Here is a 26,064-nt window from a genome sequence, read left to right as displayed (position 1 = left end):
CCTTGCGGGGGAGGTGTCCGCGCAGCGGACGGGGGGGCGTTCAGCCTACTGAATTCATATACCCCGGCAGCCAGCCCTCATGCGCCGCACGCAGCTCAGAGAGCGCCACGGAAAACTCCGGCGCATCCTTGCCCCAGCCCGTTTCCAGCACGACCGCATCGCCGCCAAACACGCCGAGCCGCCCCGGCATGAAGCCGCGCGAGTCCCATTTCTTCAATTGCGCCTCGCTCACCGCCACGAGGTAAAGCGCTGAGGCCTCGCCAAACAGACAGGCTTCGTCGCGCGTATCTTCCGGCTCGCGGTTGCCGACAAGGCGCACGCCGATCCCGCCCGCCAGCGCCATTTCGACCGCCGCGCAGGCAATCCCGCCATCGCTGACATCGTGCACTGCATTCACCAGCCCCGCATTGATCAGCGAGCGGACGAACCCGGCATTCTTCTTCTCGGTCTCCAGGTCCACTGCCGGCGGCGGGCCAAGCTCGTCACCCTTCAGGCCCAGCCACACGCGCGCATACAGCGACGCACCAAGATGCCCCTTCGCCTCGCCGATCAGGATCAGCGCATCGCCTTCCTGCGCGCCCCTCAGCGTCGCGGTTTTTGACAGGTCCTCGATCAGGCCGACACCGCCCACCACCGGTGTCGGCGGAATGGCCTTGCCATCGGTCTCGTTATACAGCGACACGTTCCCCGACACGACCGGGAAGTCGAGCGCGTGGCAAGCCTCCGCCATGCCTTCGATCGCCTTCACAATCTGGCCCATCGTCGCGGGCTTCTCGGGATTGCCGAAGTTGAGGTTGTCCGTAATCGCAATCGGCAACGCGCCAACCGAGGAAAGGTTCCGGTAGGCTTCCGCCACCACCTGCTTGCCGCCCTCGAACGGGTCAGCCGCCACATAATGTGGGTTGCAATCCGAACAGATCGCCAGCGCTTTGTTCGTGCCATGCACACGCACGATGGCCGCGTCCCCGCCGGACTGGGAACTATCCAGCGTGTCGCCCATCACATGCCGGTCATATTGTTCCCAAACCCAGCGCTTCGAGGCCATGTCCGGCGAAGCCATCAGCTTCTTCAGCACCGCGCCGTAATCCTCTGGCTCCGCATATTTCGTTACGTCAAACGCAGGTCGCTTCTTCGGCTCCGTCCACGGACGGTCATAGTTCGGCGCATCCTCGCCCAGCGGCGCCACCGGAATGTCGCAGACCACTTCGCCGAACTGTTTGAGCACTAGATGCCCCGTGGTCGTCGTCATGCCGATCACTTCGGCGTCGAGGTCCCACTTGTCAAAGATCGCCTTGGCCACGGCTTCTTTGCCGGGCTTCAGGATCATAAGCATCCGCTCTTGGCTTTCAGACAGCATGATCTCATACGCCGTCATGCCCGTCTCGCGCTGAGGCACCTTGTCGAGATCCATCTCGATTCCGACGCCGCCCTTGTCTGCCATCTCCACGGAGGAGGAAGTCAGACCTGCCGCGCCCATATCCTGAATGGACTGGATCGCATCGGTCGCCATCAGCTCAAGGCATGCCTCGATCAGCAGTTTCTCGGTGAACGGATCACCCACCTGCACGGTCGGCCGGTTGTCTTCCTCGCCTTCGGTAAACTCTGCCGAGGCCATCGTCGCGCCGTGAATGCCGTCGCGGCCGGTCTTCGAGCCGACATAGAGGATCGGCAGGCCGGGCAGGGCGCCGCGCGCATAGAAAATCTTGTCCTGATCGGCGAGGCCAACTGCCATCGCGTTAACGAGGATATTCCCGTTGTAGCCCTCATCGAACTGCGTCTCGCCTGCCACTGTCGGCACGCCGACGCAGTTGCCATAGCCGCCAATGCCCGCGACCACGCCGGACACCAGCTGGCGCGTTTTCGGATGGCTCGGGTCACCAAAGCGCAGGGCATTGACCAGCGCCACTGGCCGCGCGCCCATCGTGAACACATCCCTCAGAATGCCGCCCACGCCCGTCGCCGCGCCCTGATAGGGCTCAATATAGGAGGGGTGATTGTGCGACTCCATCTTGAAGATCGCCGCCTGCCCATCGCCGATATCGATCACGCCCGCATTCTCGCCCGGCCCCTGGATCACGCGCGGACCCTTGGTCGGAAACTTCGCCAGATGCCGGCGGGAGGATTTGTAGGAACAATGCTCGCTCCACATCACCGAATAGATGCCCAGCTCCACGAGGTTCGGCTGGCGGCCAAGCCGGGAAACGAGGCGCTCCCACTCATCGGCCTTGATGCCGTGTTCCACGCCGGAAGCGGCGTCCTGAGGGGCTTTCAGATGGGCGAGGATAGCGGCTGTATCGGTCATGGCGCGCGTTTAGCCGCAATCCCCCCGAGTCGCCACAGGGAAAGGCGCCGCACACAGCCAAACCACTGAAAAAAACCTGCCGGGCAGGCGCTGCAAAGCCCGCTTGGCGGCCCCGCCCATTCCCTACTAGACAGGTGTGCCAAGCCCGGAGGAAAGCATGAGTCCCCTTAACCGCCGCAGCGTCCTCCTTGGCCTCGGCGCCGCCACCCTCACGGCCTGCGCCACCCAGCGCCTGCCAGCCGCGCCCGCCGCCGCCCCGCAAACCTTCCCGAAAGTCCTCGCCCGCCGCGAGCGCATCACCCGTACGGTCGTCGGCCTGCGCCCCTTCCGCCCGCAGGGCTTCCGCCTCGAAGCCGAACGCTTCGGCGAGAAGACTGTCATCCACAATTACGGTCATGGCGGCTGCGGTGTCACCCTCTCCTGGGGCACCAGCCAGCGCGCCGCCACCATGGCGGGCGAGGCCGGCCGGTTCGATGTCGCCGTCCTCGGCGGCGGTGTCATGGGCCTCACCTCGGCGCTCCTCCTCGCCCGTCGCGGCCATGCCGTCACCGTCTATGCCGAGGCGATGCACCCGAACACCACCTCCAATATCGCCGGCGCCCTCTGGCTGCCCGCCAGCCTCTACGACCGCGATGTCGCCACGCAGGAATTCCTCGATCTCAACTGGCACGTCACCCGCGAGGCGCATCGCGGCTTCCTGCCTTACGTCAACCGTCCCGGCTATGGCGTCAGCTGGGTGCGCCATTCCGAAACCTCAAACCGTGTGCGCGATCCGCGCTTCGCGCTTCCCGGCGGCGATGATCTGTACCCGGACCTTCAGATCCTCACGGCGCAGACCCGTTTCGGCTTCCCCTACGAGGAACGCTACCACACCCTGATGATCGATCCGGACTATTACCTCGACCAGCTGATGCGAGACGCCCAGCTCGCCGGCGCCCGCTTCATCTCGCAGCGTTTCGAAACACTGGACGATGTCCTCGCCCTTGCGCAGCCCGTCATCGTCAACTGCACCGGCCTCGGCGCCGGCAAGCTCTTCGGCGACGAAACGATCATGCCCATCCGCGGCCAGCTCACTCATCTCCTGCCGCAGCCCGAGATCGATTACTCCTACACAACTTACATCGACGGTTCGCTCTACATGTTCCCCCGCAAGACCGGCCTCGTCCTCGGCGGCAGCCACGGCCGAGGCAACTGGTCCCTCGATGTCAGCGAAGAAGAACTCACCCGCATGATCGACGGCCATGCCGCCCTGGCAGAGCGCGCCGCGTTCGCAACGCATCCGGCCTGATCAGCCCGCCGCCACCTCGACCTCAGCCATGAACCGCTGCTTCTCCGCTTCCGGCAGGAAGCTCCCGGCAAAGCTGTTCTTCGCCAGCTGCACGACCTGCGCATCCGACAGGCCCAGCGCCGCGGCCGCCTGCTCATAGTTGCGTCCGATATAGCCCCCGAAATAGGCCGGATCGTCGGAATTCACCGTCACTAACAGCCCCAGCTCCAGCTGCGCCTTCACCGGGCTCTCCTTCAGATCATCGATCACGCACAGCGACAGGTTCGACAGCGGACAATTCGTCAGCGGGATCTGCGTATCCCGCAGCACCGCAATCAGCCCCTCATCCTCCATCGACCGGTTGCCATGATCGATCCGGTCCACCCCGATATCGAGCAGCGCCTCACGCACATAGTCCGGCGGGCCTTCCTCGCCGGCATGCATGCAAAGCTTGAAGCCCATCTCCCGGCAGCGTTGGTAAAGCCGCTCGAACTTCAGCGGCGGATGCCCCATCTCCGAGGAATCGAGGCCCACCCCGACAAACCTGTCATGCCAGCGCTCGGACTCCTTCAGCAGCGCGAATCCGTCCTCTTCCGACAGATGCCGCAGGAAGCTCATGATCAGATAGCTGGTCACGCCCAGCTCCTGCTCCCCGCGCTTCAGCGCCGCCAGAATGCCCTCCGTCACCACGCCGAATGGCACGCCCCGCGCCGTATGCGCCTGCGGATCATAGAACATTTCGACATGGCGCACATTGTCGGCCGCCGCGCGCTGCAGGTAGGCCCAGGTCAGATCGTGGAAATCCTCCTCGGTCCGCAGCACCTGCATCCCCTCATAATAGAGGTCGAGAAACTCCTGCAGGTTCGAGAAATTATAGGCCGCCTTGGCCTCCTCCAGGGTCTTGAACCGCAGATCAATCTTGTTGCGCGCCGCCAGCTGCATCATCAGCTCCGGCTCGAAACTGCCCTCGATATGCAGGTGAAGCTCCGCCTTCGGCAGGCGCTTGATCAGGTCTGTCTGTGTCATGCCCCAAGGCGTAACCCAGCGATGCCGAACCGTCCAGAAAGACCTTACTCCGAGGCCCCCGCCTGCACACTTTCCAGATAGGCAACCAGCCCGTCGAGATCGATCTCTTCAAACTGCCAGTTTGGCATGTCCGGATGGTCGGTATTGATGCCTTCGGTGAAGGTCTGTTTCAGCGTGCCAATGTCCACCACCTGGTCCAGCAGGCTGAAGGGCGGCGCATAGGGATGCGGGCTTTCCGTCTCCGCCCCGATCGCATGACAGCTCGCGCACGCCGTCTCGGCAATCGCCTCGCCCCGGCCGATCATCTCATCCTGTTCAGTGATAACCGGCTTTGCGACGGGCGGCGCTTCGGCGACCGGTGGCTCGGAAGTCCGGTTACAGGCAAGCAGCGTCAGCGCAGCGAAAAGAGCGGAAAGGGCGAGGCCCCTCCGCATCAGGCCGCCGCCATCAGGCTCTTGAACAGGCCGATGCCGTCTTCGCCGCCCTCATGCCCGCCGATGGCGCGCTCGGGGTGGGGCATCATGCCCAGTACCCGTCCGTTGGCGGACAATACGCCGGCAATGTCGCGCGCCGCCCCGTTCGGGTTCTCGCCCTTCGCATACCTGAACGCCACGCGCCCGTCGCCTTCCAGCCGGTCCAGTGTCTCCGCGTCGGCGTAATAATTGCCCTCGGCATGCGCGATCGGGATCACGATATCGCTGCCATTATAAGCGCTCGTGAACGCCGTATTCGTCGCCACGCTCAGCTTCTGCGGCCGGCAGACGAAATGCAGCGAGGCATTGCGCACCAGCGCGCCCGGCAGCAGCCCTGTCTCGGTCAGGATCTGGAACCCGTTGCAGACGCCCAGCACATAGCCGCCGCGTGCCGCATGCGCCTTCAGCTGCGCGATCACCGGCGAATTGCCCGCCATCGCCCCGCACCGCAGATAGTCGCCGTAAGAGAACCCGCCCGGCACCATCACCAGGTCGGTCCCCTCGGGGATCACCCCGTCCTTGTGCCACACCATGGCCGGCGCCTTGCCGGTCAGCTGCTGCAGGGCGACCTGCGCATCACGGTCACAATTGGACCCGGGGAAAACGATCACTGCGGATTTCATGGCCGCTCCATAGCAGGGAGTCGGCGCGGTTGTGAACCTTCCGGTGCTGCAATCCATATGAGACTTTTCCGCCACACCCTGCCAGCAATCATCCCTGGCCCCGCTTGCCCATGGTCCGGGCGGGGTTAATCTCGGACATCACAAGCCAAAGGAGTGTTTTCCATGAAGAAATTCGCAGCCATTGCCCTCGCCGTCGCCCTGATCCCGGCGCTCGCCGCCTGCAATACGGTCAAAGGCATCGGCAAGGACGTCAAGGCCGGCGGTGAGGCGGTCGAAGAAGTCGCCTCCGACGTCGAAAAAGAAATCACGAAATAAGTCACCTGCTCCGGCGGGGCCTTCGGGCCTCGCCGGTCAGCCCTTGCCCTGGAAGATGAACCAGGCGCCGAGCGCAATCAGGCCGAACCCGATCGCGTGGTTCCAGCCCAGTGGCTCCTTGAGCACCCAGACAGAAAATCCGGCAAACACGATCAGGGTGATCACCTCCTGGATCGTCTTGAGTTCAGCCGCCGAATAGACCGAATGCCCCCACCGGTTGGCGGGCACGGCAAAGCAATATTCCACAAAGGCAATCCCCCAGCTCGCAAGGATCACCAGCAAGAGCGGCGCTGCCTTGAACTTCAGATGCCCGTACCAGGCGAGTGTCATGAACAGGTTGGAGACCGACAGGAGAATAATCGGCAGGATATGCGGCGGCATACATTAACTCCGGGAAAGGTTCAGCGGTTTTGGGTGGCAGGGTTCGACACTAGGCCTTATTTCGCCATCAGTATTTCGGTTCACCCCCACGCGAAAGGAGGGCTTCCATGAAGCGCACCATTCTCATCGCCGCAGCGGCCCTGTCGCTGGTCACGCTGACCGCCTGCAACACCGTCAAGGGTCTGGGCCAGGACCTTCAGGCCGCCGGCGACGCCGTCGCCCAGGCTTCCGACGATGTCCGCAGCCATCTCCTTGACGACCGCCCCACGGCCACCGCCTCCGCCGGAGAAACCTGCGACCCCGGCGGCAAGGAACTCGCCGGCCGCAGCAACCTCCCGCCCTGCCGGTAAAAACCTAGCAGCCCGCCCCAACCCCTCTCCCGCGGCGTGGGAGAGGCTGCGAAGGAAAAGCGATTGCCCTGCAATCGCCCTGAGCAGGCCCATTGCGCCGCAATGGGAGGTGAGGGCTTATGCAACACCAGATCCAGCTAAACGCGTCAAAATCCCCATACGGATCAAAGCCCGAAGCAGAAAGAGCGGAACCCGAACGCTACACCCCCACGCACGGGGTTATGCTCCCGCCCATGATCTCCATGCGCCAACTCCGCAGCGATCCCAACTTCGCGCCGCTCTTCCGGCACGTTCACCCGCTGTGTTGGCCGATCCTCTGGTGGTCCCTCAACCGCTTCTTCAGATGGTATGACACCAGCGGCTACGAGAACCTGCTGCTGGCCACCACCCGCTGGGGCTACGTCTACCCCGCCTATCTCGGTCAGAAGAAACCCGACCCCTCAGCCTGGAAACCCTACGAACTGGAACGCCCTCGCTGGGATGATCCGGTGTGGAGCACAAACGTGCCCACGAAGCTCCTCGCGTTCGCCACAAGCGAAACGCTGCGGCCTCGTCCCCATCCTCCCCTGCGCAGCGGGGGAGGTGGCAGCGCGCTCCGCGCGCTGACGGAGGGGGCCTGCGCCCTCGCCCCGTACAACACATCCTAGATAACTCCGATTGTCCCCGCTTTCGCGGGGACAATCGGGAAAAATAGAAAGCTCAGATCAAACAAACCGGCCAGCCCACGCTGCGTCCGGCCTTTCGTGCTGCGCACAGCCCCCGCCCAGCTCAAAAACCGCACCCCAACCCTTGCGGCCACGCGGCAGATGGGGCAAATCGCACCTCTGCCGCGTAGGGGTATAGCTCAGTTGGTAGAGCGCCGGTCTCCAAAACCGGAAGTCGGGGGTTCGAGTCCCTCTGCCCCTGCCAGGCTCTAGCCCTTACCAACCCGGACAATCGACATCGAGGCCGCCGCAAGAAGCAGCGAGCCCGCCCCAAACAGCACGGCCAGCATCGACGTTCCGCCCGCCATGTCCGTGAGACCCGGCAGGGATTTCAGCAGCGGCCCCATTGTGCCCGCCACCAGCAGCTGGGGCAGCACGATGAAGAAGTTGAAGATGCCCATGTAGATGCCCATTTTCCGCGCCGGCAGGGCATCGGCGAGGATGGCATAGGGCAGGGCCAGGATCGACCCCCAGGCCATGCCGAGGCCGATCATCGGGATCAGCAGCGTCTCCGGCGTCGTGAACAGGTGGATGCTGGCAAAGCCCGCCGCGCCCACGATCAGGTTGATCGCATGCAGCCGCCGCGTGCCGACCTTGCGGGCCACCGCCGCGATCACGAGGGCATAGACCGCCGCCACCCCGTTCTGCACGGCGAACATGACACCCACCCAGTCCCCCGCGCTCTGGAAAGCGGCGCTGGAGGTGTCGCTGGTATTCCAGGCCTGCAGGGCGACGGCCGCGGTCATGTAGATCCACATGATGAACATCGCGACCCAGGAGAAAAACTGGACCACCGCGAGGCGCTTCATCGCCGAGGGCATGGTCGCAAGGTCGCCGAGAATGCCGGAGAGGAAATTGGGGGCATCCGTATTGCTGCGCACCAGCAGGCTGTTCAGCAGGAACAGGAGGCCGAGCAGCACAAGGCCGCCGCCGAGCACGAAGAATTGCTGGTCGCCGTGAAAGTGAACCACCGCCCAGTTCCACACCGCGCCGGCGGCCAGGATGCCGAGGCCCCAGCGGACGAAGAAGTCGCTGCCCGGCCGCACCGGCTCTTCCGCCGGTACGCCGGCATCGAAGATATTGTCTTCATCGGGGGCAAATCCGTCGAGCTGTTCGGGCGAATATTCCTGCGTCTTCAGAATGGTCCAGAGCACCGCCGCGAACAGGGCGACGCCGCCGATATAGAAGGAGTATTTGACGTTATCGGGGATCTGCCCCTCGGGCGCGGTGTTGGCGACGCCGAAGGCGTTCAGCACAAAAGGCGCAAGGCTCGCCAGCACCGCGCCGGAGCCGATGAACACCGTCTGCATCGAATAGCCGAGCGGTCTCTGGCGGGACGGCAGCATGTCGCCGACAAAAGCGCGGAAAGGCTCCATCGTGACGTTCAGCGAGGCATCGAGAATCCACAGCGTTCCCGCTGCTACCCAGAGCCAGGGCGAATTCGGCATGACGAACAGGGCTGCCGTCGTGACAACCGCCCCGACAAGGAAATAGGGCCGCCGCCGCCCGAGCCGGCCCCAGGTCCGGTCGCTGAAATAGCCGATCACCGGCTGGATCAGCAGGCCCGTGACTGGCCCGGCCAGCCAGAGCAGGGGTAGCGTATCGATACTCGCGCCGAGGGTCTGGAAGATGCGGCTGACATTGCCGTTCTGCAGGGCAAAGCCGATCTGGATTCCGAAGAAACCGAACGACATGTTGATAATCTGAGCAAGGCTCAGCGCAGGCTTCTGCGGCGCAGTCGCATCGGTCATGTGGATCAGTTACCTCCCGGCAGGGGCTTTCGGTTCAGAACGAAAGTTCCCCATGCGGGAAGGACAATACTGTCGATAAACGTGAGTGTGTAGGCCTCACCGGTAAATGCGTCCTGCCACATGCCCTGAACAGGGCCATCGGTGAGCGTGAACCGCGTCATTTCAGGCGAGAGATTGAAGAGGGCGAGCACTTCATTGCCCTCCTTCGCGCGGGCAAAGCTGACGATGCGCGAGGGTTGGTCAGTCTCGACCGGGATCAGGCGTCCGCCCCAGTCGCCGTTCCAGAGGGCCGGGTTACGTTTTTTCAGGGCGATGAGATCGCGCAGGAAGTCCGCCTGCGGATGATCTTTCCAGGCGATCGGGTCTTTCTCGAAGAAGGCGAGCCGGGTCTCGTTGCCGGCCTCCTGTCCGTTATGGATCAGAGGAAGGCCGTCCATCACGAACTGCAGCGTCATGAAGGCCTTGAGGCTCTCACCGAAGATTTCCGAAGGCGTGCCTTCCCAGGCATTCTGGTCATGGTTCTCCGTGTACAGCATCCGCATGCCGTCGCTGGGCCAGGACGAGATATGGCTCTGCATATATTCGGTCATGCGCCCGGCATCGCTCTTGCCCTCCGCAATATCGTGCGCGGCCTCTTTCCACGCCCACCCATAGGTGGCGTCGAACGCGCGGGCATGCATGTCGCGCTGTTCCCACTCGGCAAGCAGGAAGACCGGCTTGATCTCGTCCAGCTGGCGGCGCACATCTTCCCAGAAATCAAGCGGCACGAAGCCCGCGACATCGGCGCGATAGCCATCGATTCCGACATCGCGCACCCAGTAGACCATTGCTTCGGTCATGTACTGGCGAAGGCCGGGGGAGTCATAGTTGAAGTCGATGATGTCCGCCCAATCGGTCCAGGGCGTCGGGTGAAAGTCACCCTTCCAGTCCTGCTCGTACCAGTCCGGATGCTCCGTAGTTAGAGCATTATCCCATGCGCTGTGATTGGCCACCCAATCGAGGATCACCTTGAAGCCCTGTGCATGGGCGGCGTCCACGAAGGTCCTGAAATCCTCAAGCGTGCCGAACTCCGGATTGACTGCGCGGAAGTCCTTAACGGAATAGGGGCTGCCGAGAGAGCCCTTGCGATTGACTTCGCCAATCGGGTGGATCGGCATCAGCCATAGGATATCGACGCCGAGTGCTTTCAGGCGCGGCAACTGTTCTTGCGCTGCGGCGAACGTGCCTTCCGGTGTGAACTGGCGGGTGTTGATCTGGTAGATCACCGCGTCGCGCGTCCACTCGGGATGCTGAATCTGCACATAGGGCCTCGGCGTATAGTCCGCAGACGGAGCAGCAGGCGTCATGCTCTGGCACGCCGCCAGCACGCAGGCGACTGCTGCGGCGAGGGCGCGGATCATTGTTCCGCCCCGGAGATAGGCGTCAGCCAGACGGCAAGGCCGCCGCCGGGCGCCATGCGGATCGTCAGGCGGTCAGTCGCTGTCAGCTGGCGGGTTTCGATGACCATTTCATAGGGCGCGGTTTTCCAGTCTGCCGTGTCTACATCGCGCCAGATCTTTGCAGTGTAAGTGGCGCCGGGTTCGAGGAAGTCGAGCGCGACGTCCAGCGTGCGCGCCTCTTCATCCGTGACAGCGCCGATATACCAATCGCGGCCAAGGCGTTCCTTCCGGGCATAGGCGACATAGTCCCCGACCTCGCCGGCGATTGCGATGGATTTTTCCCAATCAGTCGGCACGCGCTTGATGAATTCAAAGGCTTCCGGGTGCTTCAGATAGTTTTCCGGAATATCCGCCGCCATCTGTATCGGGCTGTAGATTGTCACATACAGGGCGAGCTGCTTGGTCAGGGTCGTCCGCACACGGTTGTCTGCGTCGAGGCCGTCCCAGGCAAGGTCAAAGATGCCGGGCGTGAAGTCCATCGGGCCCGACATCATGCGCGTCCAGGGCAGGAGGGTCTCATGCTCGGGCGGGCTGAAATCCGGATAACCCCAAGCATTGTATTCCATTCCGCGCGCACCTTCGCGGCTGATCCAGTTGGGATAGGTCCGGCGCAGGCCCGTATCCTTGATTGGCTCGTGCGGATTGATCGAGATTTTCCGCTTCGCGGCTTCCTCTACGACCTTCAGGTGGTGGCGTGCCATAAACTGGCTGTCATGCCATTCCCAGCGGCGGATGCCGGTCTCGTCAACGCGCTGGATATTGCCGCCATCGGCAACATAGCCCGTTTTCACCTGCCGCACGCCAAGGCGTTCGTAGAGATCGAAAGCGTCGTCCAGTTGCCGTTCATAGTTGGTCACGGCGCCGGAAGTTTCATGATGGCCGACAAGGCGGACGCCCTTCTCGAGGGCATAAGCGGCAACGCCTTCCAGATCGAAATCGGGATAGGCTTCCGTAAAGTCGAACACCTCGCCATTGGTGAACCAGTCGCCATCCCAGCCGATATTCCAGCCTTCGATGAGCACGCCGGAGAAACCGTGCTCGGCGGCGAAATCGATGTATTCCTTTGCGCGCGCAGTTGTGGCGCCGTGCTTTTCGCCCGAGCCCCAAGTGCATTTGTTGAGATGCATGCACCACCAGATGCCGATGTAGCGACCAGGTTCGACCCAATCGACATTACCGAGCTTGTTGGGCTCGTTGAGGTTCAGGATAAGGTGGGAATCGAGCAGATCAGTGGCTTTTCGGCCGACCTGAACGGTTCGCCACGGCGTGACGAAGGCACCATTCTTCTTCACGCGGATGCCATCCGACCACGGAACAAGCGAGGTTTTCAGGACGCCGGGTCGCTGCTGGTCCAGCCAGGTGCTGGCATAGTCAACCAGCGCCGCTTCGTGTAGGGTGACGTATGTGCCTTGCGGTGTCTGAAGCGTGAACGGCGTGTGCGCACGGTCGACAGCACTTAGCGCGGTGGTTTTGTAAAGAAACTCGTAGCGGTGATAATTGCCCGCCCATTTCCACCAGCCGCGGGAGTTTTCATCGACCTTGTACTCCGTCAGCTCGTCGGTGATGGAAATCTTGCCGTCCGGCGTCAGGGCCGGAACTTCGTAGCGGAAGCCGATACCGTCATCGAAAGCGCGGAAGCGCACGTTCAGGCTGCGGCCCGTGCCCTGTTCGGCGAGGGTGACGAGCATCTCGTTGTAATGCTCGCGCATCACGCGCTGCTCGCCCCAAGGCTGTTCCCAGGCGATGTCCGCAGTTCCGGTCTGGACGGCGGCGATCTCCATGTCGCGGTCAAAGCTTGCCACTTCGAGGAAGCGCAGGCCGAGGCGTCCTGGCTGGATTACGGGAACGCCGTCGAGCGTGACGGACCAGCGGGCGTATTCCGTACTATCATCAATGGTCAGCGCCAGCGTACCATCGGGCGAGGTGATCGTCTGTGCACCGATGGATGTAATGTGGATGTGCCGGGGCGGCGCAGCCTCGGGAGCGGCGGAAAGTGCCGGCGCGAAACTGGAGCAGGCGGCGAGCAGGGCGGCGCCGGAAATGGCAGCTGCGATTGCGCGGAACATGTGATTTCCTCCCTCATCAGCGGCCCTTGTGGCCCCGGCTGTTGCCGTGTGGCGCCAGTGTTTCCCATACTGCACATTTTTTGCAAGTTATGATTTTCCGGTTTGCTGAATATTGGCGGAAAAGGGTGATGAGGATCGTGTGCGAGATAGGGAGGGCATCATTGTATCATATAAAAACAGAGAGTAAGGGCTGATCTGATGCTCTTACGATACCGCAGTGTCTGATATGAAAAAAAATGGAAAAAAAGTGCAAAGGCGTTGCGTTTTGCTGCGAACCTGCTGCATATCACAAAGCGAACAAGCTGCCGGAACAGGCAGCTGAGCGATCCGGGAGGGCTACGCATGCTGAACTTGAGCGGGACTGGCAGGTGGCCAGCCGCGGCCGGCCTGGCGGCCCTCGGACTGATGGCACTCGGCGGCTGTGCGAGTACGGCGCCGGATGATTTTGTTGCTGCGCGGGAGGTTACCGGCCATGCGGCGCGCCTGCCGCAGGATGAGATCATCTATTTTGTTTTGCCGGACCGGTTCGAGAATGGTGACCCGTCGAACGATACCGGCGGCATCGCGGGCGACCAACTCGCGCATGGCTTCGATCCAACGCACAAGGGTTTTTATCATGGCGGCGACCTCAGGGGGCTGATCGACCGGCTCGACTATATTGAGGGGCTTGGCGCCACCGCGATCTGGCTGGGGCCGATCTATCAGAACAAGGCGGTGCAGGGTCCGCCCGGGGACGAGTCCGCCGGATATCACGGCTACTGGATCACGGATTTTACCTCTGTTGACGGGCACTTCGGCACTGAGGCGGACATGCGCGCCTTCGTCGATGCCGTGCATGGACGCGGGATGAAGCTCTATCTCGATATCATCACCAACCATACGGCGGACGTGATCCAGTACAGGGAGTGCGCGGACGCGTATTGGGAGGGAGAGCGGGTTTCTGACCGGTGTTCGTATCGCTCGGTTGCCGATTATCCGTACACGACGCGGGGCGGGCGCGGCGGAGAGGCAATCAATAACGGGTTCATAGGTCATTCCCCGCCCTTCCAGACGGAAGAGAATTTCGCAAAGCTGACGGATTTCAGCTTTGCCTACACGCCCTACATTCCGGCAGGCGAAGAGAACGTGAAAACGCCGGCCTGGCTGAACGACCTTCGCTACTATCACAATCGTGGCAATTCGAGTTTCGCGGGCGAAAGCTCGACGATGGGGGATTTTGCTGGGCTGGATGATCTGATGACAGAAGACCCGGCGGTTGTCGCAGGGTTTATCGAAATCTTTCAGGACTGGATCACGAAATACCGGATTGACGGTTTCCGCGTTGATACGACCAAGCATGTGAACAGCGAATTCTGGCAAGCCTTCAATCCGGCCATCCTTGAGCACGCGCGGTCTATCGGCCTGCCAAATTTTACGGTGTTTGGTGAGGCGTATCATGCGGGCGATGCGGCCATGGTGGCGCGCCATTCGCGGATTGAAGGCTTTCCGGCTATGCTGGATTTCGGCTTTCAGGATGTGGTGGCCCGCGTGCTGATCCATGGCGATCCGGCAGGCGTGCTGTCGCGCTTTTTCGCGATCGATGATCTTTACGAGGGCGACGCAGCGTATCAGTCGCCGACCTTCATCGGCAATCACGATATGGGCCGCTTTGCAGGACTGCTTCGCGAGGCGCATCCGGAGATGAACGACAAGGAAATGCTGCGCCGGGTTGAGTTGGCCCATGCGATGATGTTCTTCGCACGCGGTGTGCCGACGCTTTACTATGGCGACGAGCAAGGCTTCGTTTCCGATGGCCACGACCAGTTGGCGCGTGAGAACATGATGCCCAGCCAGGTTGAGGTCTACAACGACAACCGCCTGATCGGGACGGATGCGACAACGGCGGATTCCAACTTTGACATGCAGCATCCGCTGTATCTTGCCATTCAGGGCATGGCAGCCGTTCGTACCGGTGAGCCGGCCTTGCGCCGGGGGATTCAGATCGAGCGGCTAGCGGAGGAGAAGGGCGGCGTCTATGCCTTCTCGCGGCTGGCGCCGGAGGGCGGGCATGAGGTGCTGGTTGTCATGAACCTTCGCAATGAGGCGCGCACTCTGGGCATTCCGGTCGACTCGCGCTCGAAGACATTTCGGAGCCTGTCCGGCGCGTGCCCCTCGCGGGCGGCGGCCACGGGCGTGATTGAAATTGAGCTTGCGCCGCTCGGCTATGCGGTCTGCAAGTCGGGGGACTGGAAGAATTGAGCAACATCATGGATGGTTCGGTGCGGGATGAAGTGCGCGGCGCGGGCGTGGCTGCGCATCCCTGGTGGCGCGGCGCGGTGGTCTACCAGATCTATCCGCGGTCCTATCTCGACACCAACGGGGACGGGATCGGCGACCTGCCGGGGATCACCCAGAAGCTCGGCTATATCGCCAGCCTTGGCGTGTCTGCGATCTGGATTTCGCCCTTCTTCACCTCGCCGATGGCGGATTTCGGCTATGACGTTTCGGACTATTGCGATGTCGACCCGATCTTCGGAACGCTCAAGGATTTCGACGCGCTGCGCAAGGAGGCGCACCGGGTCGGCCTGAAGGTGATCATCGATCAGGTCTATTCGCACACGTCGGACCAGCATGCCTGGTTCGAGGCGAGCCGGCAGTCGCGGGATAATCTGTATGCCGACTGGTATGTCTGGCGCGATCCGAAGCCGGATGGCATGCCGCCCAACAACTGGCAGTCCGTCTTCGGCGGTCCGGCCTGGACGTGGGATGCGCGCCGCCAGCAGTATTACATGCACAATTTCCTTTCGTCGCAGCCGCAGCTGAACGTGCACAATCCTGTGGTGCAGGACGCGCTGCTCGCGGCAGGGCGGTTCTGGCTGGACCGCGGCGTGGATGGGTTCCGGCTTGATGCGATCAATTTCTCGATGTTCGATCCGGAATTCCGCGACAATCCGGCATGGCCTGCCGAGGGCCGCACCATTACCCGTCCATTCGACCTGCAGCGGCATGTGCACAATCAGTCACATCCCGATATCGTGAAATTCCTAGAGCGCGTGCGGAAGCTGACGGACGAATTTGGCGCAGTCTTCACGGTGGCCGAGATTGGCGGGCCGGATCCGCTGGGCGAGATGCGGGCGTTCACCGAGGGCGATAAACGCCTCAATTCGGCCTACAGCTTTGACTTTCTCTATGCGCGGGAGTTGACCCCGGCGCGGGTGAAGGCCTCGCAGATGAACTGGGCGGGCCCGGTGAGTGAAGGCTGGCCGTCCTGGGCGTTCTCGAACCATGACGCGCCGCGCTGCATCAGCCGCTGGTGCCCGCCGGATATGGACCGCCAGCACTATGCGAAGCTGACCAATGCGCTGCTGCTGACGCTGCGGGGCAATCCGATCCTGTATCAAGGGGAGGAGCTGGGTCTTCCGCAGGCGGACGTTGCGTTCGCGGACCTGCAGGACCCCGAAGCGATTGCCAACTGGCCGCGAACGCTGGGCCGTGACGGTGCGCGCACGCCCATGCCGTGGGCAAAGGGGAATTCCTATGCGGGTTTCTCGGAGCAGAAACCCTGGCTACCAGTGGGGCAGGGGCATGCCGAGCTCTCAGCGGCACTGCAGGAGACAGAGGCTGACTCGGTGCTGAACTTTACCCGCCGGATGCTCGCGGTGCGCGAACAGTCGCCGGCGCTGCGTCTGGGGGATGTTCAGTTCCCGGATGTTCCGGAGCCTCTGCTGGCCATTCGCCGGGAGCTTGCGGGCGAGAGTATCGCCGCGCTGTTCAATCTTGGCCGCGACGCGGTGACCGTGCCGACGGGTCTGGTTGCGGGGTACAAGGTTCTGATTGCGTCCGGGGCCGGCGCAGAGCCTCCGGCGCAACTCGCCGGGCATGCCGTGTGGATCGGTCAGCGCTGAGGCTGATGTCAGGCTAGACCGCAGGATTCGCGCACGATCAGCTCGGTCGGCAGGCGCTCCGATCGCATCGGCGAACTTTCTGTCGCTGACAGAAGCTTCGAAACCATCAGGCGGCCCGCCTTGCCCATGTCCTGAGAGATCGTCGTCAGGGACGGGTGAGTGTAGGCCGAAAGCTGGATGTTGTCATACCCGATAACGGCGACTTCTTCCGGCACCTTGCGTCCTGTCTTCAGGAGGCTGCGGATTGCGCCGAGGGCGATCAGGTCGCCAGCGGCAAAGATGCCGTCGAATTTCAGGCCGCGGCTGATCAGTCCGTCCACGGCAGATTCAGCGTAGCTGATTTCGAATTGCGCCGGAACGACAAGCGCCGGATCAACAGAAATCCCGATGCGGCGGTGTGCTTCGACATAGCCTTCATAACGCTGCTGCACTTCCGGTGCGGCGGTGTCGCCCAGGAAGGCGATGCGGCGGCGGCCGAGATTGAGCAGATGAGACGTGGCACGCGTGCCGCCGCGCAGGTTGTCGGAGCCGACAGAGCAATATTTCTGGCCGGGCAGGTCGGCGCCCCAGACGATGAAGCGGTTTTCTGTTTCGGCAAGGCGGTTGAAACGGTCGTGCAGCTGGCTCTGGCCGAGGAAGATAACGCCGTCGGCCCGGTTGGCGGTCATCAGCGAGGCGAGGTCGTCCTGGCTCTTCGGAGCGAGGTGGGAAATCAGGATGTCACAGCTCGACGCGCGGGCGGCCTCGGCGATCCCGCCGATGAGTTCCTGGAAGAAAGGGTCCGAAACCTGGGTCTGGCGGGCCTGCGGGGTAGGGATCACTACGGCAATAGTGGCGGTGGCGCCGGACAGGAGGGCGGGCATGGAAGGGCGGAAGTGGTAGTTCTGCTCGCGCGCGATCTTCCAGACGCGGCGCTTGGTCTCGTCATTGACCGCAGGGCTGTTGTTCAGCGCGCGGGAGACCGTCGCGATTGACACGCCGGCAATGCTGGCGAGGTCTTCAAGTCGGGTCCGGCTGGACATTTGAGGCAAACTCCCGCATATTCATTACAACGTTGTCAATTGGCGCTCGACAAGCCATCTAAGGCAAACTATAGCGAATGTAAATAACTGCAAAATGAATGCCGGATATGTCTGCGGATGGTATGAAAACTATTCATAGTGAATAAAAACAAGGTATTGATGATCGCTTATGGCAAGGATGTGCCGCAAATAATTTGCCCTCGCAACACCATGCAGACGCTGCGCGCGCTTGCGCGGGAAGGCTGCGGGACCGGGGCAGGAGGAAAGGTCTGAATGGCAAAGTTTGTACCCGTTGATCCCTTCGACATCGTCATTTTCGGCGGTACGGGGGACCTTTCCCGGCGGAAGTTGCTGCCGGCGCTCTGGCACCGCTGGCTTGACGGTCAGATCCCGGAGAACAGCACGATTGTCGGCACGGCGCGTTCGGAGATGGATTCGGCGGCGTACCGGAAGGTAGCGCGGGAGGCCTGCAAGGCGGCGTCAGGCGATGCCTGGGACGAGAAGGCCTGGGCGAAGTTCGAGAAGCTGGTGCACTATGTTACCATCGACGCCACGGATCCGAAGGCGGATTGGGGAGCACTGCGCAAGCACCTGAAGCTCGAGGCAAAGCGCCCACTGGTGTTTTACCTCGCGACCTCGCCGCACCTTTATGTCGAAATCTGCCGGGCTATTGGCGGGGCAGGGCTGGCGGCGGAGCCGGCGCGGGTGGTGCTGGAAAAACCGATCGGGACGGATCTCGACTCGGCGCGCGCGATTAACGAGGGAGTGGGCGAAGTGTTTGCCGAGCGGCAGGTGTTCCGCATCGACCATTATCTCGGCAAGGAGACGGTGCAGAACCTGATGGTGCTGCGATTTGCCAATATCCTGTTCGAGCCGCTCTGGTCGCACAACTATATCGACCATGTACAGATCACGGTGGCCGAAAATCTCGGGCTCGAGGGGCGGGCGGACTATTATGACCGCTCTGGCGCGCTGCGCGACATGGTGCAGAACCATATGCTGCAGCTCCTGTGCCTGACGGCGATGGAGCCGCCAAACAATCTCGACGATGATGATATCCGCACCGAGAAGATAAAGGTGCTGAATGCGCTGAGCCTGATCGAGGCCAAGGACGTGCGCAAACAGACCGTACGCGGACAATACACGGCGGGCCTGTTCGACGGTAAGCCGGCTAAGGGGTATCTGGAAGAGCTGTCGGCGGCAAATGGCAGCAAGACCGAAACCTTCGTTGCCGTGAAAGCGGAAGTGAAGAACTGGCGCTGGGCCGGCGTGCCGTTCTACTTGCGCACCGGCAAGCGGATGTCGGGACGCCATTCCGATATCGTGATCCAGTTCAAGTCAGCCCCGCACAACATCTTCGGCCAATCGGCGGAGACGGTGAACCGTCTGGTGATCCGTCTGCAGCCGGATGAAGCGGTGCGCCTGTTCGTGCAGATCAAGGAGCCGGGGCCAGGCGGCCTGCGCGTGAAGTCTCTGCCACTGAATCTCTCCTATGCCGAGAGTTTCCTGATCCGCTATCCGGACGCGTATGAGCGCCTCCTCATGGATATCGTGCGGGGTAATCTCTCGCTGTTCATGCGGCGCGAGGAGGTCGAGGCAGCCTGGCGCTGGGTCGATGGTCTGATCGAAGCGTGGGATGCCAGCGGCTATACACCGGAGCCTTATCCGGCCGGGACGGATGGTCCGCTGTCATCTGCTGTGATGATGGACCGCGACGGGCGTTCCTGGTGGGGCGAGGGGTAGGCGCCATGGCTGCGGCGATCCTCGACTGCGCATCGCGCGATGAGGCCTCCCGCATTGCTGCGGTTATGGCGGCCAAGGCGCTTGAGCAGGACATTCGCGGGCAGGGGTTTGCGAGCCTGTTTGTTTCCGGGGGCTCGACTCCCGAAGGCATGTTCCGGATGCTCCGGCGCGAAGCCCTGGACTGGCACCGGGTGACAGTCGGGCTGGTAGATGAGCGCTGGGTGCCGCCGGACGATGCTGAGTCGAACGAACGGCTGGTGCGTATGCATCTGCTGCAGGACAAGGCCGGCGCGGCCGGATTCCTGCCGATGTGGATGCCGGCATGCACGCCGGACGATGCGGCCGCTGCACGGAGCGTGGCCTATGCGCCGCACTGCGGCCGGGCGAGTTTTGTCTTGCTGGGCATGGGGCTGGACGGTCATACTGCGAGCTGGTTTTCCGGTGACCCGGCATTGAACGGTTCGATGATGGCGCCGGCTTCGCCTGCAGTCGTTTCGGTGAGGGCAGAGGGTGTTTGCACGCCGCAGCGCCTTACTCTGTCGGGCGGGCCGGTCACCAAAGCTAAGCGCGCCGTGCTGCTGGTGTTCGGACTGGAAAAGCGCGCTAAACTTAATGAAGCGCGCCGCGTGGATCCCCAGACCTGCCCTGTTCGCTATGCCATTGACGGATTGGGCGATCGCCTCAGCATTGTGTGGGCCGAATAATGACCGTGAAACTCAACCCCGTTATCGAGCAGGTTACCGCAAGGATCGAGGAGCGATCGCGGGATACGCGGGCGGCGTACCTGGAATTGATCCGGTCTCGGCGGCCGTCATCCTTTGCCCGCAAGCGGCTTGCGGAAGGAAACATTGCGCACCAGTCGGCGGGCTGCGCGGTGATCGAGAAGGCGGAAATCCTGGGTGCCTCATGGCCGGTGATCGGCATCATCACGTCTTACAACGACATGCTGTCGGCGCATGCGCCATTTGAATCCTATCCGCAGATCATTCGCGAGGCGGCACGCGAAGTGCATGCTGTCGCGCAGGTGGCGGGCGGCGTGCCGGCGATGTGTGATGGCGTGACGCAAGGCCAGGAGGGAATGGAGCTTTCCCTATTCTCGCGGGATGTCATCGCGATGGCGTCTGCGGTCGGCCTTTCGCATGATGCCTTTGATGCGGCGCTGCATCTGGGCGTGTGCGACAAGATCATTCCGGGGCTTGTGATTGCAGCGCTGCGCTTCGGCTGGCTGCCTTCCGTATTTGTGCCGGCGGGTCCCATGCCGTCGGGCCTGTCCAATCCTGAGAAAGTCCGTATCCGGCAATTGTTCGCTGAAGGAAAAGTTGGGCGCGACGCGTTGCTGAAGGCCGAGGCGGACAGCTACCACGCGCAGGGAACCTGCACTTTCTACGGCACTGCCAATTCCAATCAGATGCTTATGGAAGTGATGGGCCTGCATATGCCGGGCGCGGCTTTTCCGAACCCAGGTACACCGCTGCGGACCGCGCTCACGCGCGCGGCGGCGCAGCATGCCGCTTCAATCACCGCGCAGGGCGCGAATTACAGGCCGGCGGGCGAGCTTGTCGATGCGCGGGCAATCGTTAATGGCATCGTTGGCCTGATGGCTACTGGAGGCTCAACAAACCACGCGCTGCACATTCCCGCAATGGCAGCGGCGGCGGGCATCAAGGTGACGCTGGAAGATTTCGCGGACCTGTCGCATGTGACGCCGCTGTTGGCGCGCGTGTATCCGAACGGTTCGGCGGACGTGAACCATTTCCATGCGGCGGGTGGGATGGCGTTCCTGATGGCGCAGCTCCTGTCGGCAGGCTTGCTGCACGGCGATGCGCTGGGTGTGGCCGGGCCGATCTCTGCTTATGCGCGCGAACCGATGCTGAACAATGGCGCACTGACATGGCGCGGCGCGCCTGATGCGAGCGGTGACCGGGAAGTGCTGCGGCCTGCAGATGATCCGTTCTCGGCAGATGGCGGACTGCGCCTGATGCATGGGCCGCTGGGCGAAGGCGTTTGCAAGGTCTCTGCGGTGAAGCCGGCGCAGCGGATCGTCGAGGCGTCTGCTATCGTGTTCGACTCGCAGGAAGCGCTCAAGGCGGCGTTTGAGGCCGGGCGTCTGGACAGGGATTTCGTCGCGGTTGTTCGCTTCCAGGGGCCTGCGGCCAATGGCATGCCGGAGTTGCACGGCCTCTCGCCGGTGCTCGGCGTGCTCCAGGATCGCGGGCACAAGGTTGCGCTCGTGACCGATGGGAGGATGTCAGGTGCGAGCGGGAAGATTCCCGCTGCGATCCATATCTGTCCGGAAGCGGCGCGGGGCGGACCGATTGCGAAGGTTCAGGACGGCGATGTGATCCGGCTGGACGCCGAAGCGGGCCGGCTTGAGGTGAAAGTGGAGCCTTCCGAATTCAATGCGCGCGTGCCTGCAGAGTTCCGGCCGAACCGGGCGCCGGCAGGGCTGGGACGTGAGATGTTTGACATGTTCCGGCTACATGCCTCGCCGGCCTCCGAGGGCGCGAGCCCGTTCGGCTTCTCCGGGCTCCGGGTCTGATCATGGACGCGCCGATGCTGGTCGGAGATGTCGGTGGCACGAATGTGCGGTTTGCGCTGGCATTGCGGCGCGGCAGCGGCATGCGGATCGAGCGGTTCGAGGTTTATCCGGGTAAGGAGTTCCGGACATTTGCGGACGCGCTTCATCGGTATCTCGACCAGACCGGTGTGCGCGCATCGGCGGCCTGCTTTGCTGTTGCGGGTCCAGTGAAGGATGGCGTCGGGCAGCTGACCAACCGGAACTGGACCGTCTCTGCCTCTGAATTGTCGAAAGAGTTCGGCATGCGCGAGGTTATGGTCGTCAACGACTTTCTTGCCATGGCGCGGTCTGTGCCCGAACTCGACGATGATGCCTTCGAGATGCTCTTTGAAGGTGGGGCCGTTCCGGACGCACCTATCCTGGTGGCAGGTCCGGGCACCGGGTTTGGCGTGTCGACGATTCTGCCGACCGAATGCGGCTGGCGCGTCGTCTCCGGAGAGGGCGGACACATCGCGTATGCGCCCCGCACGGAACTGGAGCGCGATCTCTCGAGGATACTTTCGCGGGACCATGGCTATGTTTCCAACGAATTGGTCGCTTCGGGCAGCGGGTTGCCCGCTGTGCACGCAGCGTTCTGCGAGATTTATGGCGTGCCTCTGAAAGACATTCCGCCAGCAGAGATGCGCACGCGCGCCGATGCCGGGGATACGATGTTCCGCGCGCTAATCGAGCTGCGCGCGATGGCGGTGATGGGAGCGGTTGGCGATCTTGCCCTGATCAATGGCGCGCTGGGCGGCGTTGTGCTCGCCGGCGGGGTGAGCGAGCGCATTGTCGACTTTCTGAAAACGCCGGAAGCCTTCGAGCGGTTTGCATCGCGCGGGCCGATGAGTGGCTATCTCCGCAACTGTCCCGTGCGTCTCCTGCATGATCCCGTCGCCCCGCTGATCGGTGCGGCGGCGCATTTCGAGCAGTTTTCCCGCTAAGCGATTCCCGTTTCTGCCGGCCGGAAGCCGCGAGCGCGCATCGTTTTGCGATGTATTGCAAATATTGCAAAAACCTTGTCAGGATTTCGATTGCGCAGACGAGGGCTTCTCGGAAAATAAAAAACAACAAAAACAGGGACAAGAAAGACTAATCGACCAAGGCAGTCGTGCGCTGGCAACATTGTCATGGAATTTATTTGCGCCGGCTTGCGTAGTTTGCATTTTGTTGCGATAGTTTTCGAAAGCCACGTTGCAATAGGCCGGGCTTGGCACTGGGAGGAGCCGATGGACATCACTATGAAGCACAACCGCACGCGCCTGATGATGAGCGCTGCAACAGGTCTGGTGCTGATCTGGTCAGGCGCCGGCGCCGCCCATGCGCAGGAAGAAACAACCGCTCCGTCCGCTGAGGAAACGCGCCCTGCCGACGAGGCGGATCGCAAGCTAGATACGGTGGTTGTGACCGGCATTCGCTCGTCCATCCAGAACTCCCTGCTGACCAAGAAGAATGAGACGTCGATTGTCGAAGTGATCTCGGCGGAAGATATCGGCAAGTTGCCGGACCTCTCGATTGCCGACTCGCTTGCGCGCCTTCCGGGCGTTACCGCGCAGCGGGTTCGCGGACGGTCGCAGCAGATTTCCATTCGCGGCCTCGGCCCGGATTTCTCGATCGCCTTGCTGAATGGTCGCGAGCAGGTCTCGGCGGGCAACAATCGCGGCATCGAGTTTGACCAGTTCCCGTCGGAACTCGTCTCGCAGGGCATTGTTTACAAGACCCCGGATGCTAAGCTGGCGGCGACCGGCATCGCGGGCGCGGTGGACCTGCGGACGGTCCGTCCCCTCGACTATGGCGACCGGCGGATCAATCTCTCGGGCAAGTATGTCTACAACGACTCGGACGTATCCAATCCTGACTTCGAGGATAACGGTTACCGCTTCTTCGGTTCGCTGATTGATCAGAATGATGCTGGCACAATCGGCTGGTCGCTGGGTGTCACGCATCAGTCTGACCCGACGAATTTCTCCTCGCGGGAGCTGAAGACCAATGCGGGCCAGACGTCGTCGACGCAGCCGGGCGGCGGCATCATCTATCCGTCTGACAACCCGCGCACAGGCGTCGTCTCGCGTGAATTCAAGCGGACTTCAGCTGTTGGAACCCTGCAGTTCGAACCGACGGACCGGTTCCAGACGACAATTGACGCGTTCTACACCGACACCGAGGATGCAGGCATTTTCCGCGGCGTCGAAACGCCGATCGCCTCCTGGAGCGGCGCGCAGTTTGCCGGCGCAACCGGCAGCGGTGTGTTTGCAGATACGGCGACCTTCACGGACGTTGTACCGATCCTGCGGACGGATACCGAAGGCGCAACCGCCGAGATTTTCTCGTTCGGCATCAACAGCTCCTACGAAGTGACGGACCGGTTCCGCGTTTCGGGAGACATCAGCCGGTCGAAGCTGGAACGTTCGGATACGGATTATGAGTCCTATGCCGGCACGGGCCCGGGCCGCTCAGGCGCGCAGGATACGCAGACCTTCACGCTCCGCCCGGATGGCGATTACAGCATTTCCGGCCTGCTCGATTATACCGATCCGGCGCTGATCGTCCTGACAGATCCCGGCGGCTGGGGTCAGGTCGGCTTCCTTCGCAACACCGACATCGAGGATGAACTGACGCAGATCCGTCTCGAGGCAGAATATGATCTCGATATGGGTTTCATTTCCGGCATCACCGGCGGTGTGCTGAAGTCGGACCGTAAAAAAACATTCGATGACAATCCGTTCTTCCTGCGCCAGTCATCGCAGTTCGTCGGCGGCTCTCTGGCCATTCCGGCCAACCGGATTGTCGGCCAGACAAACAGCGGCTCCATCGGTCAGAACATCATCGCCTACAATCCGGCGAGCTTCCTGACGGATGGCACATATTTCGTGCAGGATTGCGAGCTGGTTTCGGGCTGTGTCGAGACTGAATGGTCGGTCGAGGAAGACATCACGACGCTCTACGGCATGGCGAAGATCAACGGATCACTGGCGGCGATGCCGCTGAACGGCAATGTTGGCTTCCAGTATGTCGATACGACACAGAAATCGACGGGCACGTTGGCCGGGATAGGCGAGCAGACGGTAGAGGAGTCGTACACGGACTTCCTTCCGAGCCTGAACCTCAGCCTGGAAGTGATGCCGGATACGCTGGTTCGCTTCGCCGCGGCCAAATCGATTACGCGTGCCCGGCTCGACCAGCTGGCGGCGAACCAGAATTTCGACCGCAATGCGATTGTGTGTCCGGACGTGAACTCTGATGGCGTTCCGGACGCCATCATCGGGCAAAACCCGCCGAACCAGACCTGCTTCTCGCTCGGCGGCGGCAACCCGTTCCTGCGGCCCTACCAGTCGACCCAGTTCGACCTCGCGTTCGAAAAATACTTCGGATCGGCAACGGCGGTATCCCTGGCCTTCTTCCACAAGGACCTTGAGGACTGGGTGCTCGACCGCGCTATGGTCGTGGACGGCACGCCCTATTACCAGGCGGCAGGTCTCGGGGCGTTCCTGGCGGCAAACCCGAATGTGGCGCCAACCCGCCTGTCGGGCCCGGTCAACTTCGCCGAAGGATCGATCACCGGATATGAAATTACCGGACGCGTCAGCATGGATGACGTCATGCCGGGTATGCTTGATGGCTTCGGTTTCGGCGGCGCATACACGTTCTCGGAGAACGGCCTTGAAGACGAGAATGGCAACACGATCACCATTCCGGGCCAATCCGACATCGTGTGGTCGGCGGATGTGTACTACGAGAAGTATGGCTGGAAGGCGAAGCTGAGCTCGCGTTACCGCTCGGGCTTCCTGTCGGAAATCCTGCAATTCGATGGCACGCTGACAGGCGCCCGAGCGCTAGAGGAAACGGTGCTCGATGCGCAGATCGGATACGAATGGGAGAATGGCCCGCTGGCTGGTTTCGCCATCAATCTTGAAATCTACAACCTGACTGACGCGCCGTTCAGGACAGAAAACCAGTTGTTCTATGATCCGATCGGTGGCGGCCCGGATATTCCGACCACCAGCTCTTATGTCAGCCGGCATGAACAATACGGCACCACCTACAATATCACGATATCGAAGAAATTCTGATCCTCGTGCATTAGGTGTTCCTCCCCGGGGCTCGCCAGGACTGGCGGGCCCCGATCTTGTTTGGAGAGAGGCGTCTGCCTGCTACAAGTCA

Annotated in this window: 20 protein-coding genes and 1 tRNA gene; 12 read left to right on the top strand and 9 right to left on the bottom strand. The window is 62.2% G+C overall.

Going from position 1 to position 26,064, the window contains the following annotated elements; genetic code table 11:
- Positions 1-40: 40 nt before the first annotated feature.
- A complete protein-coding gene (purL, locus tag ACK4TE_RS03885) occupies positions 41-2,302 on the bottom strand; it encodes a phosphoribosylformylglycinamidine synthase subunit PurL (RefSeq protein WP_409910165.1) in 2,262 nt (753 codons plus the stop codon).
- Positions 2,303-2,459: 157 nt separating this feature from the next.
- On the opposite strand from purL, the gene ACK4TE_RS03880 reads away from it, so the two are divergent.
- Positions 2,460-3,590 (top strand): FAD-dependent oxidoreductase, encoded by a 1,131-nt coding sequence (locus tag ACK4TE_RS03880; protein ID WP_409910164.1) that lies wholly within the window; start codon positions 2,460-2,462, stop codon positions 3,588-3,590.
- On the opposite strand, the gene ACK4TE_RS03875 is transcribed toward ACK4TE_RS03880, so the two are convergent.
- Genes ACK4TE_RS03875 through purQ form a run of 3 tightly spaced genes read right to left on the bottom strand, consistent with a single transcriptional unit; the run spans position 3,591 to position 5,691 of the window.
- Positions 3,591-4,595, bottom strand: coding sequence for an adenosine deaminase (locus ACK4TE_RS03875; protein WP_409910163.1), 1,005 nt, complete (start codon positions 4,593-4,595; stop codon positions 3,591-3,593).
- Between the two features lie 44 nt (positions 4,596-4,639).
- Entirely contained in the window at positions 4,640-5,029 is a 390-nt protein-coding gene (locus ACK4TE_RS03870) for a c-type cytochrome (protein WP_409910162.1), read from the bottom strand.
- A complete protein-coding gene (gene purQ / locus ACK4TE_RS03865) occupies positions 5,029-5,691 on the bottom strand; it encodes a phosphoribosylformylglycinamidine synthase subunit PurQ (protein WP_409910161.1) in 663 nt (220 codons plus the stop codon). Before purQ ends, ACK4TE_RS03870 begins: the two co-directional genes overlap by 1 nt.
- A gap of 162 nt (positions 5,692-5,853) precedes the next feature.
- Between purQ and ACK4TE_RS03860 the strand changes: the two genes are divergently transcribed.
- Complete coding sequence (locus tag ACK4TE_RS03860) at positions 5,854-6,006, top strand: entericidin A/B family lipoprotein (protein ID WP_409910160.1); 153 nt, start codon at positions 5,854-5,856, stop codon at positions 6,004-6,006.
- Between the two features lie 36 nt (positions 6,007-6,042).
- Here the strand turns inward: ACK4TE_RS03860 and ACK4TE_RS03855 are convergent, their stop codons facing one another.
- Positions 6,043-6,387, bottom strand: a complete 345-nt coding sequence (locus ACK4TE_RS03855) for a DMT family protein (RefSeq protein WP_409910159.1) — start codon at positions 6,385-6,387, stop codon at positions 6,043-6,045.
- 107 nt (positions 6,388-6,494) lie between these two features.
- Here ACK4TE_RS03855 and ACK4TE_RS03850 point away from each other — a divergent pair, with 107 nt between their 5' ends.
- From ACK4TE_RS03850 to ACK4TE_RS03840, 3 genes are all read left to right on the top strand, one after another.
- Positions 6,495-6,737, top strand: coding sequence for an entericidin A/B family lipoprotein (locus ACK4TE_RS03850; protein WP_409910158.1), 243 nt, complete (start codon positions 6,495-6,497; stop codon positions 6,735-6,737).
- Positions 6,738-6,979: 242 nt separating this feature from the next.
- A complete protein-coding gene (locus ACK4TE_RS03845; protein ID WP_409910157.1) occupies positions 6,980-7,384 on the top strand; it encodes a hypothetical protein in 405 nt (134 codons plus the stop codon).
- A gap of 186 nt (positions 7,385-7,570) precedes the next feature.
- Positions 7,571-7,646: transfer RNA gene (locus tag ACK4TE_RS03840), tRNA-Trp, on the top strand.
- A gap of 4 nt (positions 7,647-7,650) precedes the next feature.
- Here ACK4TE_RS03840 and ACK4TE_RS03835 read toward each other — a convergent pair.
- Genes ACK4TE_RS03835 through ACK4TE_RS03825 form a run of 3 tightly spaced genes read right to left on the bottom strand, consistent with a single transcriptional unit; the run spans position 7,651 to position 12,697 of the window.
- Positions 7,651-9,192, bottom strand: coding sequence for an MFS transporter (locus ACK4TE_RS03835; RefSeq protein WP_409910156.1), 1,542 nt, complete (start codon positions 9,190-9,192; stop codon positions 7,651-7,653).
- Between the two features lie 5 nt (positions 9,193-9,197).
- Positions 9,198-10,592: an alpha-amylase family glycosyl hydrolase gene (locus ACK4TE_RS03830; protein WP_409910155.1), complete on the bottom strand. Its 1,395-nt coding sequence runs from the start codon at positions 10,590-10,592 to the stop codon at positions 9,198-9,200.
- On the bottom strand, positions 10,589-12,697 hold the full coding sequence (locus tag ACK4TE_RS03825; RefSeq protein ID WP_409910154.1) for a glycoside hydrolase family 97 protein: 2,109 nt from the start codon (positions 12,695-12,697) through the stop codon (positions 10,589-10,591). The genes ACK4TE_RS03830 and ACK4TE_RS03825 overlap by 4 nt, the downstream gene beginning before the upstream one ends.
- Before the next feature lie 342 nt (positions 12,698-13,039).
- Here ACK4TE_RS03825 and ACK4TE_RS03820 point away from each other — a divergent pair, with 342 nt between their 5' ends.
- Together ACK4TE_RS03820 and ACK4TE_RS03815 are read left to right on the top strand one after the other, a co-directional pair.
- The gene (locus tag ACK4TE_RS03820; protein ID WP_409910153.1) at positions 13,040-14,935 is read left to right on the top strand and encodes an alpha-amylase family glycosyl hydrolase; all 1,896 of its coding nucleotides are present in this window, start codon (positions 13,040-13,042) and stop codon (positions 14,933-14,935) included.
- Positions 14,936-14,943: 8 nt separating this feature from the next.
- Positions 14,944-16,581, top strand: coding sequence for an alpha-amylase family glycosyl hydrolase (locus ACK4TE_RS03815; protein ID WP_409910194.1), 1,638 nt, complete (start codon positions 14,944-14,946; stop codon positions 16,579-16,581).
- 8 nt (positions 16,582-16,589) lie between these two features.
- Here the strand turns inward: ACK4TE_RS03815 and ACK4TE_RS03810 are convergent, their stop codons facing one another.
- Positions 16,590-17,603, bottom strand: a complete 1,014-nt coding sequence (locus ACK4TE_RS03810; protein WP_409910152.1) for a LacI family DNA-binding transcriptional regulator — start codon at positions 17,601-17,603, stop codon at positions 16,590-16,592.
- 273 nt (positions 17,604-17,876) lie between these two features.
- Here ACK4TE_RS03810 and zwf point away from each other — a divergent pair, with 273 nt between their 5' ends.
- The 5 genes from zwf to ACK4TE_RS03785 all read left to right on the top strand — a co-directional run bounded on the left by zwf (position 17,877) and on the right by ACK4TE_RS03785 (position 25,973).
- Positions 17,877-19,346 carry a glucose-6-phosphate dehydrogenase gene (gene zwf / locus ACK4TE_RS03805; protein ID WP_409910151.1) on the top strand — a complete coding sequence of 490 codons (1,470 nt, stop codon included), beginning with the start codon at positions 17,877-17,879 and terminating at the stop codon, positions 19,344-19,346.
- Positions 19,347-19,351: 5 nt separating this feature from the next.
- The gene (gene pgl / locus ACK4TE_RS03800; RefSeq protein WP_409910150.1) at positions 19,352-20,050 is read left to right on the top strand and encodes a 6-phosphogluconolactonase; all 699 of its coding nucleotides are present in this window, start codon (positions 19,352-19,354) and stop codon (positions 20,048-20,050) included.
- Entirely contained in the window at positions 20,050-21,885 is a 1,836-nt protein-coding gene (gene edd / locus ACK4TE_RS03795) for a phosphogluconate dehydratase (RefSeq protein ID WP_409910149.1), read from the top strand. Before pgl ends, edd begins: the two co-directional genes overlap by 1 nt.
- Positions 21,886-21,887: 2 nt before the next feature.
- Complete coding sequence (locus ACK4TE_RS03790) at positions 21,888-22,847, top strand: glucokinase (protein ID WP_409910148.1); 960 nt, start codon at positions 21,888-21,890, stop codon at positions 22,845-22,847.
- Positions 22,848-23,132: 285 nt separating this feature from the next.
- Complete coding sequence (locus ACK4TE_RS03785; RefSeq protein WP_409910147.1) at positions 23,133-25,973, top strand: TonB-dependent receptor; 2,841 nt, start codon at positions 23,133-23,135, stop codon at positions 25,971-25,973.
- Positions 25,974-26,064 lie beyond the last annotated feature (91 nt).

The organism is Hyphomonas sp., from assembly GCF_046313975.1.
Classification (GTDB): Bacteria; Pseudomonadota; Alphaproteobacteria; order Caulobacterales; family Hyphomonadaceae; genus Hyphomonas.
The sequence above is the reverse complement of the archived record's forward strand: the minus strand, read 5'-3'. Positions and strand labels throughout refer to the sequence as shown.

Bases quoted from the DNA above. Each gene is read 5' to 3' on its own strand.
- ACK4TE_RS03790 (WP_409910148.1), top strand. From the start codon at position 21,888: ATGGACGCGCCGATGCTGGTCGGAGATGTCGGTGGCACGAATGTGCGG.
- edd (WP_409910149.1), top strand. From the start codon at position 20,050: ATGACCGTGAAACTCAACCCCGTTATCGAGCAGGTTACCGCAAGGATC.
- pgl (WP_409910150.1), top strand. From the start codon at position 19,352: ATGGCTGCGGCGATCCTCGACTGCGCATCGCGCGATGAGGCCTCCCGC.
- ACK4TE_RS03830 (WP_409910155.1), bottom strand. From the start codon at position 10,592: ATGATCCGCGCCCTCGCCGCAGCAGTCGCCTGCGTGCTGGCGGCGTGC.
- ACK4TE_RS03845 (WP_409910157.1), top strand. From the start codon at position 6,980: ATGCGCCAACTCCGCAGCGATCCCAACTTCGCGCCGCTCTTCCGGCAC.
- ACK4TE_RS03815 (WP_409910194.1), top strand. From the start codon at position 14,944: ATGGATGGTTCGGTGCGGGATGAAGTGCGCGGCGCGGGCGTGGCTGCG.
- ACK4TE_RS03810 (WP_409910152.1), bottom strand. From the start codon at position 17,603: ATGTCCAGCCGGACCCGACTTGAAGACCTCGCCAGCATTGCCGGCGTG.
- ACK4TE_RS03825 (WP_409910154.1), bottom strand. From the start codon at position 12,697: ATGTTCCGCGCAATCGCAGCTGCCATTTCCGGCGCCGCCCTGCTCGCC.
- zwf (WP_409910151.1), top strand. From the start codon at position 17,877: ATGGCAAAGTTTGTACCCGTTGATCCCTTCGACATCGTCATTTTCGGC.
- ACK4TE_RS03875 (WP_409910163.1), bottom strand. From the start codon at position 4,595: ATGACACAGACAGACCTGATCAAGCGCCTGCCGAAGGCGGAGCTTCAC.
- ACK4TE_RS03855 (WP_409910159.1), bottom strand. From the start codon at position 6,387: ATGCCGCCGCATATCCTGCCGATTATTCTCCTGTCGGTCTCCAACCTG.
- ACK4TE_RS03820 (WP_409910153.1), top strand. From the start codon at position 13,040: ATGCTGAACTTGAGCGGGACTGGCAGGTGGCCAGCCGCGGCCGGCCTG.
- purQ (WP_409910161.1), bottom strand. From the start codon at position 5,691: ATGAAATCCGCAGTGATCGTTTTCCCCGGGTCCAATTGTGACCGTGAT.
- ACK4TE_RS03860 (WP_409910160.1), top strand. From the start codon at position 5,854: ATGAAGAAATTCGCAGCCATTGCCCTCGCCGTCGCCCTGATCCCGGCG.
- ACK4TE_RS03835 (WP_409910156.1), bottom strand. From the start codon at position 9,192: ATGACCGATGCGACTGCGCCGCAGAAGCCTGCGCTGAGCCTTGCTCAG.
- ACK4TE_RS03850 (WP_409910158.1), top strand. From the start codon at position 6,495: ATGAAGCGCACCATTCTCATCGCCGCAGCGGCCCTGTCGCTGGTCACG.
- ACK4TE_RS03870 (WP_409910162.1), bottom strand. From the start codon at position 5,029: ATGCGGAGGGGCCTCGCCCTTTCCGCTCTTTTCGCTGCGCTGACGCTG.
- ACK4TE_RS03785 (WP_409910147.1), top strand. From the start codon at position 23,133: ATGGACATCACTATGAAGCACAACCGCACGCGCCTGATGATGAGCGCT.
- purL (WP_409910165.1), bottom strand. From the start codon at position 2,302: ATGACCGATACAGCCGCTATCCTCGCCCATCTGAAAGCCCCTCAGGAC.
- ACK4TE_RS03880 (WP_409910164.1), top strand. From the start codon at position 2,460: ATGAGTCCCCTTAACCGCCGCAGCGTCCTCCTTGGCCTCGGCGCCGCC.